This window comes from Streptomyces sp. Root1304 (assembly GCF_001426405.1).
Lineage (GTDB): Bacteria > Actinomycetota > Actinomycetes > Streptomycetales > Streptomycetaceae > Streptomyces.
Map to the genome: position 1 here is coordinate 80313 of NZ_LMEP01000007.1, position 14132 is coordinate 94444.

Annotated in this window: 9 protein-coding genes; 2 read left to right on the top strand and 7 right to left on the bottom strand. The window is 69.7% G+C overall.

Going from position 1 to position 14132, the window contains the following annotated elements; translation table 11 throughout:
* Positions 1 to 37 precede the first annotated feature (37 nt).
* The gene (locus tag ASD33_RS11475) at positions 38 to 1498 is read right to left on the bottom strand and encodes a basic amino acid/polyamine antiporter (RefSeq protein ID WP_056557537.1); all 1461 of its coding nucleotides are present in this window, start codon (positions 1496 to 1498) and stop codon (positions 38 to 40) included.
* Between the two features lie 510 nt (positions 1499 to 2008).
* Between ASD33_RS11475 and ASD33_RS11480 the strand changes: the two genes are divergently transcribed.
* Both ASD33_RS11480 and ASD33_RS11485 read left to right on the top strand, forming a co-directional pair.
* Entirely contained in the window at positions 2009 to 2368 is a 360-nt protein-coding gene (locus tag ASD33_RS11480) for a PIN domain-containing protein (protein WP_056557616.1), read from the top strand.
* Between the two features lie 118 nt (positions 2369 to 2486).
* The gene (locus tag ASD33_RS11485) at positions 2487 to 4148 is read left to right on the top strand and encodes an N-6 DNA methylase (protein WP_056557539.1); all 1662 of its coding nucleotides are present in this window, start codon (positions 2487 to 2489) and stop codon (positions 4146 to 4148) included.
* A gap of 12 nt (positions 4149 to 4160) precedes the next feature.
* Here the strand turns inward: ASD33_RS11485 and ASD33_RS11490 are convergent, their stop codons facing one another.
* The 6 genes from ASD33_RS11490 to ASD33_RS11515 form a co-directional block, all read right to left on the bottom strand.
* Positions 4161 to 6317, bottom strand: coding sequence for a DEAD/DEAH box helicase (locus ASD33_RS11490; protein WP_056557541.1), 2157 nt, complete (start codon positions 6315 to 6317; stop codon positions 4161 to 4163).
* 44 nt (positions 6318 to 6361) lie between these two features.
* A complete protein-coding gene (locus tag ASD33_RS11495; protein ID WP_056557543.1) occupies positions 6362 to 7576 on the bottom strand; it encodes a restriction endonuclease in 1215 nt (404 codons plus the stop codon).
* Complete coding sequence (locus tag ASD33_RS11500) at positions 7573 to 9435, bottom strand: DUF4357 domain-containing protein (RefSeq protein ID WP_056557545.1); 1863 nt, start codon at positions 9433 to 9435, stop codon at positions 7573 to 7575. The genes ASD33_RS11495 and ASD33_RS11500 overlap by 4 nt, the downstream gene beginning before the upstream one ends.
* Positions 9436 to 9543: 108 nt before the next feature.
* On the bottom strand, positions 9544 to 11193 hold the full coding sequence (locus ASD33_RS11505; RefSeq protein WP_056557547.1) for a hypothetical protein: 1650 nt from the start codon (positions 11191 to 11193) through the stop codon (positions 9544 to 9546).
* A 24-nt stretch (positions 11194 to 11217) separates the two neighbouring features.
* Positions 11218 to 11610, bottom strand: coding sequence for a hypothetical protein (locus ASD33_RS11510; RefSeq protein ID WP_056557550.1), 393 nt, complete (start codon positions 11608 to 11610; stop codon positions 11218 to 11220).
* Positions 11607 to 13991, bottom strand: coding sequence for an ATP-binding protein (locus ASD33_RS11515; RefSeq protein ID WP_056557552.1), 2385 nt, complete (start codon positions 13989 to 13991; stop codon positions 11607 to 11609). The genes ASD33_RS11510 and ASD33_RS11515 overlap by 4 nt, the downstream gene beginning before the upstream one ends.
* Between the last annotated feature and the right edge of the window lie 141 nt (positions 13992 to 14132).

Consider the following 14132-nt stretch of genomic DNA (forward strand, 5'->3'; position numbering starts at 1 on the left):
AGGCCCCGATGCTCCGGACGGGTGAGGGCCCGGCAGGTCACAGTTCGATCCAGCCGGCGGCCAGGGCGACGACACCGACGACGGCCCCCACGACGGAGACGGCGCAGATGACGGCCTCCTTCGGTGAGAACAGCCGCCGGTTCTGTTCCCGGCGGGCCTTGACGAACAGCAAGGTGGCCGGGGCGTAGAGGATGAAGGAGACGAGGACGAACTTGAGCCCGGCCGCGTAGAGGAGGAACGCCGTGTAGACGGTCGCGAGGAGGGCGACGACGAGTTCCCGCCGGGTGCTCCGCCCCTCGACTCCCTCCTGCCGCGGCCGCAGGGCGATCTTCACCGCGAAGGCTGCCGCCAGCAGGAACGGGATCAGGCTCAGAGCGCTGGTCAGATCGAGGGCGAAGTTGAACGCGTCGCCGGAGAAGGCCGTGACGACCAGGACCACCTGGCTGAGAACCGTCGACATGAGCAGCGCCGGGACGGGTACGTCGTCCCCGCTCGACCGGCCGAGGAACCGGGGCATGTCCTCGTCCTTGGCGGCGACGAACAGGACCTCCGCCGCCATGAGGGACCAGGCCAGATAGGCGCCCAGGACGGAGATGATGAGGCCGACGCTCACGAAGACCTTGCCCCAGGTGCCGACGGCCGCCTCCAGGACACCGGCCATGGAAGGCTGCCGGAGCTCGGCGATCTCGCTCATGGGCAGGATGCCGTACGACACGATGGTGACGGAGGCGAAGATCGCGAAGACGCTGAGGAATCCGAGCAGGGTCGCCCGCCCCACGTCCTCCCGGCGCTTGGCGTGCCGGGAGTAGACGCTGGCCCCCTCCACGCCGAGGAACACGAGCACGGTGGCCAGCATCGTGCCCCGGACCTGGTTGAAGAGAGAGCCGGCGTAGTCCGCGCCGCCGAAGTTGTCGGCGAACACGGACGGCTCGAAGTAGAACAGCGCCAGGAGGATGAAGACGATGATGGGGACGAGTTTGGCGACGGTCACGATCCTGTTGATCGCCGTCGCCTCCTTCACGCCCCGGCGGATGAGGAGGAAGAACCCCCACAGTCCGGCGGACGACAGGATGATGGCGAGTGCCGTGTCCCCGTCACCGAGGGCGGGCGCGATCGCGCCGACCGTCGACATGATGAGCACCCAGTACGTCACGTTGCCGACGCACGCGCTCGCCCAGTACCCGAAGGCGGAGAAGAAGCCCAGGTACTCCCCGAAGCCGGCCTTGGCGTACGCGTAGACGCCCGCGTCCAGGTCCGGCCGGCGCACGGCGAGGGTCTGGAAGACGAAGGCGAGCATCAGCATGCCCAGACCCGCCACCGACCAGGCGATCAGCGCGCCCGCGACGCCGGTCTCCTGCGCGAAGCGCCGCGGGAGCGAGAACACGCCGGCCCCCACCATGGAGCCGACGACCATCGCGGTGAGCGTGAGCAGGGTGAGTTTCGCGGTCGGCGCCGTCGGTCCCGCTCCGGTGTCGCCGTGAGTGTCGACCTGGGCCATGTCGTTCCTCGTCGAAGCACTCGAACGCCGCGGCACCGACAACGGCCCGCCTCATGCAGACCGAACCTATTTCCCTCTGACCGCTTTGTCCTGCGGAGGAACGACGCGCAGCCCCCGCATCCCTCCGGGACAACCCGGAGGGATGCGGCGACCCGAGCTACGAGCTCAGGTCAGGCGTCCTTCTTCACCGGCTCCAGAATCGCGACGCACTCCACGTGGTGCGTCATCGAAAACATGTAGAGCCAAAAACAGGTTAATGAAAACCGCAGGTCAGAAACACGTGGCGCGCAAAACGGACTCAAGATCCATGTGCACTACGTGCGCCATGGGCGCTACGCGCGGCCTTTCGACGCACGCGTACTGCCCCTCGACGGCCCGGAGGCCGCCACCAAGCGGGGCGAGCTCGCGAGCGTGATCATTTTCGCCGGACGGCGAAGGCTCGCCGAGACTGCACAACGCGACCACGAGGTCCGCAAGCCGCTCGCAGTCGCTTGTGACGCCGGCCTTCAAGTGATCGCCTCGGCCGCCTGCCCGCCAAACGGTCACGCCCGGCTCGCCCTGGCCCGCACCGACGACCTCCGTGTGATCACCTCGGCAGCCGCCTTGGTCGAAGTGGCCCACCCCCGCATCAACCGCCCGGCCCTGGAGTGGACACTCTCCCGCCTGGTCGTGGAACCGATCACCGAGCCGATCGCCCGCCACGCCGCCATCCTGCTCGCCGACGCCGGCCCGCACGGCCACAAGTACGCCATCGACGCCATACTCGCCGCCACCGCACTGGCCTCACCAGGGCCGGCCACGATCCTCACTTCCGATCCTGAGGACCTCACAGCGCTTTGCCGCGGGCATGCCACCGTCATGAAGGTCTGAATCCCACCGCCGCTCACGTTCTCTGCACAAGCGGATGACTTCCGTCCCAGATGAACACGTTGACGACGTCAACGCCCAACACTTACCGCGTGTCTGCAATGGCGTGTACGGTTTCCGTATGAGGGATGACGCGGGTGCAGTAGACCCTTTGATCACCGGGGCCGAGATCGCTCGCATCGCGGGCGTGACACGAGCCGCTGTGTCGAACTGGAGACGCCGCCACAAGGACTTCCCCGCCCCGGCGGGAGGCAGTTCGGGCACACCTCTGTTTTCCCTTACCGATGTACGGGCATGGCTCGCGACCCAGCGGAAGAGCCATGACGTGTCCGACGAAGTCCGGCTCTGGCAGGCGCTCCGCGCGTCGTTCGGCGATGACATGATCAGCGGCCTGTCTTCGGTCGCAGCATTCCTTTCGACGGGAAATCCGTCTGGTCTCGACTCCGCAGCGGCTGCGATCGTCGCCTCGTCAGCACAGAGCGCCACACCAACCGACGTGGCCGACGGACTCGTCGAACGCTTTCAGGATTCGGCGCGTCGCAGCGGCTCGGATCAGGTGACCTCGGCGAGGATCGCCCGGGCGGTCGCTCACTTTGTGGGCCCTTTGCCCAAGGGCACCACCGTCTTCGATCCCGCCTGCGGGATCGGGGTCCTTCTCATGGTTGCGGGGGACGACGGCAGTACGGTCATTCGCGGGCAGGAGATCGACCCCGCAGCAGCACGGTTCGCGGAACTCCGAGCCAAGTTGAGCGGCCGAGCCGATGCGGTGATCCAAGCGGGTGACTCGCTGCGGGCGGATGCCTGGCCCTCGCTCCGCGCCGACCTCGTCGTGTGCGAGCCTCCCGCCGTCGGCCCGGACTGGGGGCGCGAGGAACTGCTCCTCGACGCACGATGGGAGCTTGGCACCCCCTCCAAGGCGGAGGGGGAGCTCGCCTGGCTCCAGCACTGTTACGCCCACACCGCCCCTGGCGGCCGCACGGTGATCGTCATGCCGTCATCCGTGGCCTACCGCAAGGCTGGACGCCGGATCCGGGCGGAACTCGTACGGCGGGGAATCCTCGCCCACGTCATCGCGCTACCGGGTGGAGTCGCCTCCTCGCACTCCGTCCCCGTACTGCTCTGGATCCTCCGCCGCCCGAAACCGGACGACACGACTCCGTCACACGTCCGCATGGTCGACCTGACGGGCAACGATCCGGACGGACCACTGGAACCCACCAGCGACCAGGTCGCCGACATCCCCCTCATCGACCTCCTCGACGAGACCGTGGACCTCACGCCGAACCTTCACATCCACCGTTCCACCCAGGACTTCCGGGCGGAGTACTGGTCCCTGCGCGAAGAGATCGAGCAGCAGCTCCAAGCGCTGGGCGCACTCCTGCCGGCCTTGCGGGAAACGGCGGGAGAAGACTCTCTGGACACAGCCACGGTCAGCCTCGCGGATCTGTCCCGAGCGGGACTGATCGAGGCGGGCGCCGGCGGCCCCCAATCCCTGAGTCCTCAACTCGATACGGACTACCTGCGCGGCTTTCTTCAGAGCGCGTCCAACGTCCGCCGCTCGACCAGTACCAGCGGAACGCACCGTGTGGACGCGCGGGCGGCCCGCATCCCGCAGATGGCGGTCGCCGACCAGCGTCGCTACGGAGCCGTCTTCCGTTCTCTCCAAGAGTTCGAGGAACGCGTCGCGAGTCTGGCCGAACTGGGGAAGGAGGCAGCCGCTCTGGCCCGGGAGGGGCTGACCAACGGAGCCCTTGCACCTCCTGCGGACGATTCCGGCGAGTGACCCGTCGGCCGGTCAGGGGAGTTCGGAAGACAGGGGCACGAACGGGCTGGGCTTTCCGCTCCAGGACACGTGCAATGCTTCCCTGGCCCGTGTGCAGGCGACGAAGAGCAGGCACCGCTCACGCAGCAGATCGGCCTCGTTCTGCAGCCTGTCCGTCGCGGCCGCGGTGACCTCACGGGCGAACGGGAGTGCGCCGTCCGAAACCCCGAGTACACCGACGCCACGAAACTCCAGCCCCTTCATCGCGTGCATCGTCGCGAGGCGCACCCCTGCCGTTCCCGCCCCCGGTCCCTCCTTGACCCGGACCACGGGAATGCCCCGAGCCGCGAGCCTGTCGTACACCTTGTCCAGGAGCAGGTGGAAGCGGGCGCACACCCCGATCTCCTCGGGGCGCATGCCTTGGCCGATCCACTCCTCGATCCGCTCGACGATCGCGTCCACTTCGGCCTGCTCGGAAGCATGACCTCTGACGTGAGGGCGTCCTCCGTGGAGCAGCGAGCAGTAACCGAGGAGGCTGTCCGCACCGTCGCCCCCGAGATCCTCGACATCCATCTCCTTCAGAATGCCGGTGGACCAGCCGAGGATCTCCTCCGTACTGCGGTAGTTGATCCGCAGCCGACCGCTCCGGCCGGTCACCGTGATGCCCAGTGAGACCAGGGAGACCCTGGAATCGTAGATCCGCTGATGGGGGTCACCGGTGATGAAGAGGTCGTCGGGTCCACGGCCCACAGCTGCCCGCAGCACCCGCCATTGGGCTGGATGCAGGTCCTGCGCCTCATCGACGACCACGTGGTCGTAGTCGTGGCCGTCCGAAGCGACCTTCCCTTCCAGCAGCCGTGCCGCCTGGGCGCAGACATCGAGGTGGGTGCGGCCGCCTCGGGCAGCAAGTTCGGCCCGGAAGAGCTCGACCGCCTCCCAGACCCGCTCTCGCTGGGCTACGGGCAGCGCCGAGCCGCGTCCTCTGCGCACCGCGCCCCGGTAGGCGTCGAGCGTGCCGATGTCCTGGGCGAGTACGACGTGGCGATATTCCTGGGCGAGGAACTGCTCCGGCCACGGAAGGCCGAGGCGTTTGCCGACCCGCTGCCAGATCTGCCGCTCCTCACGGTCTCCGACGAGGGACGGCGTCCGGCCGCCAGCTGTCTGAAGGGCTCGGTGCGCGTAGGCGTTCACTGTCGTCACGTCGACCCTGCGAAGCTGCGCCTCATCGCCGTCGAGCAGCTGCGCGAGGTTCTCGCGCAGGCTCGCCGCGAGAGCGTTGGTGTACGTGGTGAGCAGGACCCGGCTGTCCTCGGAGCGGGACAACAGGTGCTTGACGCGATGCAGGGCGACAACAGTCTTGCCCGTGCCCGGGCCTCCGGTCACCTGGGCCGGTCCGCCGTAGGACACACGGTAGGCGACGCGCCGCTGGGAGGGGTGGAGGAAGACCCGCCAGGCGTCGAAGGGCTTCTCCAGGATCTCGGCCAGCTCGTCCGGCCCGGTCACGAGTGTGATGCGGCTTCTGGTGTGGAGGATCGCCGACGCGAGGTCGTCCGCGGGGTCTTCAGGAGCGTCGGCGGGCCGCCGTGCGGTGACGACGTCGCGGTAGACCTCTTCGGGGCTGAAGCCCTCCGCGAGGTACTGGAGGACTTCGAACTGGTCCTCGGGAAGCAGGGTGCCGAACGCGTCCAACTGTGCCTGGTCCGTGATCGTGCGCACGGCACGCAACACCTGTGCATCGATACCGAGTTCCCGCAGCACGGTGTCCGAGTGGGAGGCGAAGAGCAGGGCGGGGGCCGTGGCCGCCGCCGCCTCCAGGGCCGGCGTCAGTTGCTCGATGGCGACGACGTTGCGGACCTCCAGGCCTCGGGTGGCGGTGTTGACCGTGTAGAGCCGCTTGGCCGCCCAGCTGTAGGCGTCGTCGTGCGGCACGACGTTGATGAGGAGGAAGACATCGCTGCCGTCGTTCGGGGCGAGGACCACTCCGCGCCAGAAGTCGTTGATCCGGATGGTCCTCATCCGTGGATCGCGCGCCTTGTCCACCGACTCCAGGTGAAGCCCCTTGTCGGCGTGCAGTTCCGCGACGGTGAGCTGTTGGAACTTGGCCATCGCCTTGCGCACTCCGGCTTTGACGGGCTTCTCCAGCACGTCGTAGCTCTCCCAGAAGCTGTTCGCGAAGGCGAGCTGGGGCACGGTGGGCTCCTTACCTCGTGGCGTGCGGCGCGGCCGAAACGATCTTAGGGGGATGCGAGTCCCGCGCCCTCGGCCATCAGGCGGGCAAGGTCCCGGACCGTCCCGAGCAGTTCCGCCGGCGGCCCTTCCAGGTCCAGGACGTGCTGGTGGATGACGATCCCCGCGTTCCGGACACGGTGGGAGGCGTGAAGCGCGCCGCCCCTGGCGTAGATCAGATGCCCCTCGGGAAGACCCAGCGCCGTGCAGTAGGCGAGCATCTGGTAGAGGTCGGCGTCCGGGAAACCGTCGGGCTTCTGCGCCTTGTACTTGGCGTCGGCCACGTTCAGCGGGCGGCCGCCGTCCCCGTACCGGAGGAGATCCGGCCTCATGCGGATGGTCCCGTCCGCGTCGAGATGCACTCCCTTGGCCTGGAGCGCGCAGTGTCCGCCATACGCGGCGAGGGCCTCACGCAGGGCTACGCAGACGAAGTCCTCGAAGAGTTTGTTCATGTCGAGCAGGAATCCGTCGACGGTGACGTCACCCGGCAGGTGCTCGGGCGACTCGCGGCGCAGGACGGTCTCCGCCAGCCGCAGCGCGGGCTGGTAGCGGAGGTTCAGACGGCTCGGCCGCCACCGGGGCGGAGCGGCGCCGCGCAGCAGGGGCTCGGCGTCGATGAGCCGGGCCCGTTGGTGCTGGAGGGACCGCCGTACTCCGGCCGGGACGCGGGGCAGACTCAGCAGCCGCTCCGTTGCCGCCCGCAGCAGCCGGTTCTCGGGGATGTCGGTGGTGTACTCGTCGTAGGCCACTTCCAGGGGAAACAGCCGGCCGTGGTGACGGCGCACCTGGTCGGTCTCCCTGAGCCGACCGCGAAGGACAGGGGACGCCTCTTCCGTGTGCCGGTAACCCTGCAGCACTCCTTGCCTCAGGGCTCGCTCCTGCGCCCTCTCGTAGGTCTGGGCGAAGAAGGGAACCAGTTCCGTGTGCGCCGACACCTCAACCGTGCCCTCTTGGTGGATCCGTGGGTTCAGGGCGTACCCCAGGAGGAAGAACAGGTGGGCGATCGGCACCTTCGGGGTGACTCTCAGGGTGACGGGGTCCTCCCCCGGGGCCCTGACCACGAAGGCTCCGACCTTGCTCCCCGCGCGCAGCCGCCATCCCCCGGTCCGGTACGGGTCGGGCGCCGCGTCCACGATCCGGGAGGCGGCGAGTGCCCGGCCGATGGCCGTCGGCAGGTCATGGGTGGTGTGCGGGGCGTGTTCGACGAGCTGGATGCCGGTCACGCGTCGGGCTCAGCCGGGCCGGCAGCCGGTGCGATGGTCGCGCGAAGGGCTTCGAGACCGTAGGTCTTGGCGATGTCGATTCCCTCTCCGTAGTGATGCTCCTCCAGGAGCGGAAGGATCTTGGTGCGCCAGGTGCGGTCGAGGCCGCCTTCCCGGTAGACCGCCTTCTTCATCAGGTACGAGGGGCCGATGCGGAAATCGGGTTCGTCGATGCGGGAGTTGAGCGCGTCCAGCAGGTCCGCCGGCTCGGGTCCGCGGTCCTGGGCCGCGAGCCAGCGGCGCAGCAGCCCCTGGGTGGGCTCGGTACGCGGCGAGAGCTCCACGAAGGCGAAGCGCCGGCGCATGGCCGCGTCGACAAGGGCGATGGAGCGGTCGGCGGTGTTCATCGTCCCGATGACGAAGAGATTGGACGGGAGGGCGAAGTCGTCGCCCGAGTAAGTCAGGCGGACCGACTTGTTCCGGTACTCCAGGAGGAAGTAGAGCTCTCCGAAGACCTTGGCCAGATTCGCACGGTTGATCTCGTCGATGATCAGGAAGTGCGGGATGTGGCGGTTTCCTTCGCGGGAGGCGAGGTCGGCGAGCTCCCGCAGCGGGCCCGCCGTCAGCCGGAAGGCGACCTCCCGGGTGTCGGGGTCCTCCTTCGGGCGGAACCCTTCGAAGAAGTCCTCGTACGCGTACGAGGGGTGGAACTGCACCAGCTTGACCCGTTCGGGCCCGCCTCCGAGGAACTCGGCGAGTTTGAGGGCCAGGTGGGTCTTGCCCGTGCCCGGCGGGCCGTACAGCACCAGCTGCCGTTCGTCCCAGAGGAGGTCCTTCACCTCGCGCAGCCACTCCACGTCGTGGACGAGCAGTTCGTCGGCGAGGGCCTGGCCCGGCTCGGGAAGCTCCAGCTCACGCCGGGCCGCGAGGGCCGGGACGGTCTCGCTCGGGTCGCGTTCCCGGGACACGGCCTCGTCGGCGAGCTCCTCGTCGGTACGGCCGAGTCCGTCGATGAGGGCCTGCACGGAGGTGAGGTCGACGACGTCGTGCTGCGCCGAGAGCTTCTGCTGGAGTTCCTCGGGAAGCTCGTCGTAGGCGTACCCGCTGCTCTGCCAGTCGACGGGGCGGCGCAGGTTGGAGCGGCCGCCTTCGGAAGCGGTCTGCTCGACCGTGCCGGTGATCTCACCCACGTACAGGCGGCCCCCGGAGATGCCGCACACCGTGTCGCCCGGTTTCATCCAGGAGAGGAACGCGTACAGCTCGTCGACGAGCTCCAGCTTCTGGTTGTAGGTCGCCGTCGTCCCGTAGTCCTCCTCGACGAACGCTCTCAGCCGCTCCTTGCTCGCCCCCTGCGCCACTCCCTGGCGCAGCCGCGCGGCCGACAGCGTGACCCTGCCCTCGGGGAGCCAGAGCCGGTGGACGAGGTCACTGCCCGCCACGTTCGAGCCGCGTACGAGCCAGGCCCGGTTGGGCCCGGAACGCACGCCCTCCATGAAGTCGGACAGCGGTGTGCCCGCCTCGGTGCGCCACTCCTCCCAGCCGTTGCGCGGGGCGCCGACGAGTATCTCGGCGGCGGCGGACGGCGATCCGCACTCGACGTCAGCGGTCAGCTCCAGCCATCCGGGCCAGCGGTCGGACGGCGCGAGGACTCCGGCGGCTCTCAGCTCCTCGCGCCGCCTGAAGGTGCCGCTGAAGTGCTTGGGGAACGACGGCATGACGTGCTCCCTGGCCGGCGAACCGGCCCGGACCAGGAACTTGCGGCTCCCGTTGGTGCCGACGGCGTCGAGGAGGACGCCGACCGCCCGCCCGATGCCGTCCCCGCCGGGCAGCCGCAGCCGGAACTCCGGGTACTCGGCGGGGTTGCCGCTGTCCTCGTTCACGCGCACTCCTGGTTCACGTACGTTCCTCGTTCCCGTGAGTCCGTGGACACGGGAACGGCATATGCCCGAAGGCCGGTGCCGAGAAGGACCTTAGTCCCGCTCCGTACCTCAGGTGAGGGTGTTGGTGAGGTGCGGCCCGATGTATCCGATGAAGATCCCGTGCTCGACGCGGGCGGCGTCGTGGTAGTGCAGGCGTGGAGCGACGGTGTTGCCGCCGCCGATCCTCACGTGCGCGCCCATGAACAGCCGGCAGGCGGGATCCACGTGTTCCGGGACGGGGAAGGTCCGTTCCTTGCGCCAGACGGTGTTCGTCTTCACCGTCCTGGACTCGTCGCGCACGACCTTGCGGGGCGATATCGCGTGCCTGCCGCCCGGAGCGTCCTCGCACCACTGCTTGAAGTCACGGAAGGCCGCGCCGTCGGCGGGGGCGTCGACCGAGACGTCGGCGTAGTCCCGAAGCGCCAGCAAAGCGTCCCAGGCCATGCGGACCCAGGAGGAACCGTACGCCTGGTCGTCCAGTTCCAGGGTGATCTTCCTGGCTCCGGTGAAGTGCACGCGAGGCATCTCCTCGATCCGTTCCAGGATCTCCGCGAAGGACTCGGGGACAGCGAGACCGCTGTCGTCCGGGGCATACGCGGCTTCGGCGGCGCCGAGGGCGAGCAGGCGCTTCTGCACGGTGACGAGCTGGACCCGGGTCTCGTGCAGTTCCCGGTACTGCTCGTCGTACTCGGCGATCAGCGTGATCTCGTCGCTCCTGGCGCGCTGGAGTTCGTTCTTCAGGTCCCTGATCTCGTCGGCCCGTACCCGCTGCTCGCGCCCGGCTTCCTCGAGGATCTCGAAGAGGGCGTGGTTCTCGTCCCTCAGCCGCTCCAGCTCGGAGCTGCCCGAGCTCTCCTTGGTACGCGCGCGCAACACGGGTACCGCGTCCAGCTCGGGCGGCAGTGGCGCCCGGGTGGCAAGGCCCTGGGGAAGCTGGGCGAGCAGGCGGCGGGCCCGGGCCGGGTTCTCGGCGACGACCCGGTGCGACATGACGCGGTGGCGCTGGCCGTCGGCCGCCCAGGCCGGGTCCACACCGGGAAGGAAGGTCCGGATGCCGCCGCCGTACACCCGGTGGTACTCCATGAGCCGGTTGAAGCGGTTGTCCGCCCCGGGCGCGAGGGCGTAGAGGATGGCGAGGCCGGCCAGGGGACGGACCAGCGGGTCCAGGGTCCGCTCCAGCCAGACATCGAAGTCGGCCCCGTTCGGGGCGGTGGCCATGACGATCGGCAGACGGCGCTCCGCGTCGCACAACTCGTCGATGACGGAGTCGATGTCGGCCGCCTCGACGACCTGTGGCATCCGGGTCACGTCCGCGAGCCCGTCGCGGGCCTGGAGGACGTCCAGCAGGCTTGCCGCGAGGCGGGGGGTCTTTGCGGGCGTCGGCAACGTGTCCGGATCGTCGGGAAGGTGCTCCACGTCCAGCTGTACGCGGGTCGGCCGGCTCTCCGTCTGCCTGATCACCAGGGTCGTCTGCCAGGTGCCGCCCGGGGCGGTCTCCCGGAGGCGCCAACGCCCGTACGCCCCGCCGGTGCCGGTCGCCGAGTCGTGGTCGAGCGTGACTCCCCGGGCTATCTCGTTGCGTCCCTCCGCGAACGCCTGGATGTCGTAGTTCTTGGGCGGTTCACGCAGCCAGTCCCGGAGCCGGGCGTCGACCTGCGCGCCGGTGCTGACGTAGTCGAGGCCGCTGGTGACGACCATGCGGTAGCGGCGTGTGTCCATGCCGTGGTCCTTTCGGTGCACCGGTCAAGCTTCGGTCCGCTCGGGTCCTTGGCGGAGGGCGGCGAGCAGTTCGACGACGTCGTCGTGCCAGGCCCTGACCTCGCTCGGGGTGGGCGGGAGTTCGTACGTGTGGTGGTGGCAGGCCGCGCTGAGCGCGGACCACACGGCGTACCACTGACGGGCCACGGAGCACGGGGCGTACCACTCCAGACAGAGCGCCTTGGTACGGCCACGGCTGTGCGCCATGGCGGGACTGACCCGCCGCCAGAAGTCGTCCATGGCCTCGTCCAGGGCCAGCCGGAGCAGGGCCGCGGCGGCTCGGGCGCGGAGTCCCGGCGCGAGGGTGTGGGGAACACCGGGGGGAGGGAGGAGCAGATGACGGGCGGCCGCGGCCAGGTCGTCGGGGGTGCGGGTCATCGGCCGCGCACCGCCTTCGCAAGGCGCTCGGTGTCCCGGACCAGGTCCATGCGGTCGCCGATCGGGGTGAGGAGCTGGTGGGCGCCGGCGTTGCACCGCTCGATGAGCGCGCGGGCCCAGGGACCGTGGTCCTGGGCGACGGCGGCGAGGACCTGGGCGGGCTCCATGGTGCTGTCGTAGAAGGCGAGCGCGGCGAGTTCGGTGAGCTTGTGCGCCTTGCCGATCCTGGCCTCGACGTCGGCGTGGCCGTGGCCTTCGGCCCGCAGGCGGCGCCGTGCGGGTTCCAGGCAGGCGGCCTCCAGGGCGCCACGGCACATCTGGGGCAGGACCCGGTCGGCGACATCCTGCGGCACGTTCGGGTCCTTGGCGACGGCCCGGGCCTCGCTCAGCGCGAGGGAGACCGGGTCGTCGGTGCGGGTGACCTTGACGACGGAGTCGGTCTGCCGGGAGACCTGCATGATCGTCGCGGGGATGCGCAGGTGGCGGATGGCCTGCTGGAGGCGGGTGTCGTGAGTGAAGACGATCACCTGGCGGCGCTGGGCACAGGCGTGGAGGACCCGCGCGAGCCCCTCGACCTTCTCCGGGTCCATGGACTGCACCGGGTCGTCGATCACCAGGAACCCGAAGGGGCTGTCGGGGTGGGTGGCGCGAGGGAGGAACAGCGAGAGGGCGAGCGAGTGCAGTTCACCCTGGCTCATCACGCCGAAGGCGGGCGCGTCCATGGCGTCCACGGACACGTCGAGCTGCACCTTGCGCTGGTTGGCCGTCCCCGTGAGGCCGATCGAGCCGAGCGTGACGCTGCTGCGCTCGCAGAGCAGCTTCCAGATGGTCTGCGACTGGTCGGCGAACGGGCGCAGCCGCTCCTCGCGGAGTTCGTCGGTGACCTTCTTGAGCCAGGTCTGCGCGTCTTTGAGCCACTTGCCGAGCGATGCGGCCTCAGCGGCCCGGTCGGCGGCGGCCAGCCATTCGGCGAGGCGCACTCCGAGCGGCCGCCAGCCGGCGTCCTGATCAGCGAGCAGGCGGGCCGCCTGCTCGCTCTCCTGCCGGCAGGCGTCGGCGAGGGCGGCCGAAAGGCGCTCGACCTGATCCGCCAGCGGGCGGGGGTCGGTCGCGCTCCGGCACAGGGACCATTCCCGCCAGAGGGCGGCGAGCGGCGAGTCCTCCGGCCGGAGCCATACGGGGACGGGCTGGACGAGATCGTGGACGGCGCGGATGGCGCCGCGCAGGTCGTCGCGCGCGGACTGCGCTTCCGCGGCTTCGTGCTGGAGCCGTTCGACCTGCTCCCGGGCGCGCACCGCCCAGTCGTCGTCGAGCAGTCCGGGCGTGTCACAGACGGGGCAGTCGGCGGTCCGCGCCCGCCGCCGGTGGTCGAGCGCCCGCTCCAGGAGGTCGGAGAGACGACGGGCGTCCTCGGCGGAGCCGGACCGCGCGTCATCGGCCCGGGCCGCGGCTTCCCGCAGCCGCGTCACGGCACCGCTGATGTCGCTCAGATCAGGCCCTTCGAGGGTGGAGAGCCCGCGCAGTCTTTCGAGTTCGGCGTTGTCGCCCTCGAGCCGTGCGGCGAGGAGGGTGCGAACGCGTTCGCGGTCCGGGCGGCGTGCGGAGAGAACCTCCACGGCCGCGACGGCCCTCGGGTCGCCGGAGCCCCGCAGTTCGGTGAGGACCGCGGCTGCCAGGTCGGTGGCCTTCTTCTCGCCGTCCTTGATCGCCTTGAGGCGGGCTCCCGCCTCCTTGTAGGCCTCGGAGAGCTGCTCCAGGCCGAGGATCTGGGCGAGTCCGTCATGGAGGGCGGTCATGGGGCCGTTGATCACGGCGCCGAGTTCGCTGTACGAGAGGAACGGCCGGTACAGCGCGAGCTCCTCCGCGCCGACGACCTCGCCCAGCTCTCCGCCGGGCAGGCCTGGCCGGTGGACCGCCACCCGTGCATCGCCCAGCCCGTCGCCGTGCCAGCTCCTGCGGACGGTGACGGGCGTGTCCGCACCGTCACGGCGGCACTCCACCTCCACACGGGGAGCCGCCGGATCGTGCAGATTCCGCCACCCCTGCCGCCAGATCTGAGTACGGTCCTGCCAGCGGAAGTTGTCGCCCGTCAGTGCCATCTCGGCGGCCTCGGCGAAGCTGGACTTACCGGAGCCGTTGCGTCCGGCGACCACGGTGAGGCCCGGTGCGGGGGTGAGGCCGAGCGCGGTCTCCGGGCCGATGCCTCGCCACCCGGCGGCCGTGATGGAGCGGAGGAAGAGAGGACCGGTTCGGGAGGCGCTTCCGGCCTGAGTCCCGGGGAAGAGGTCGCGCAGCAGATCCGCCGTCTCCGGCTCCAGGCCGGCGACGGCCAGGCGCTGGAGGACGAGGTCACGGAGGGAGGGGTGGGGCTGGTCGCTCACGGTGTGGCTCCATGCACGGGAGGCGGCGGGTGTGACGGCGAAGTCCGAACCCGGGAGCCCCAGAGTGGCGCAGATACGTTGACGTCGTCAACGGATATTTCCCGCCAGACTTCATGCGCATCTGTGTACGATCGCGGATCC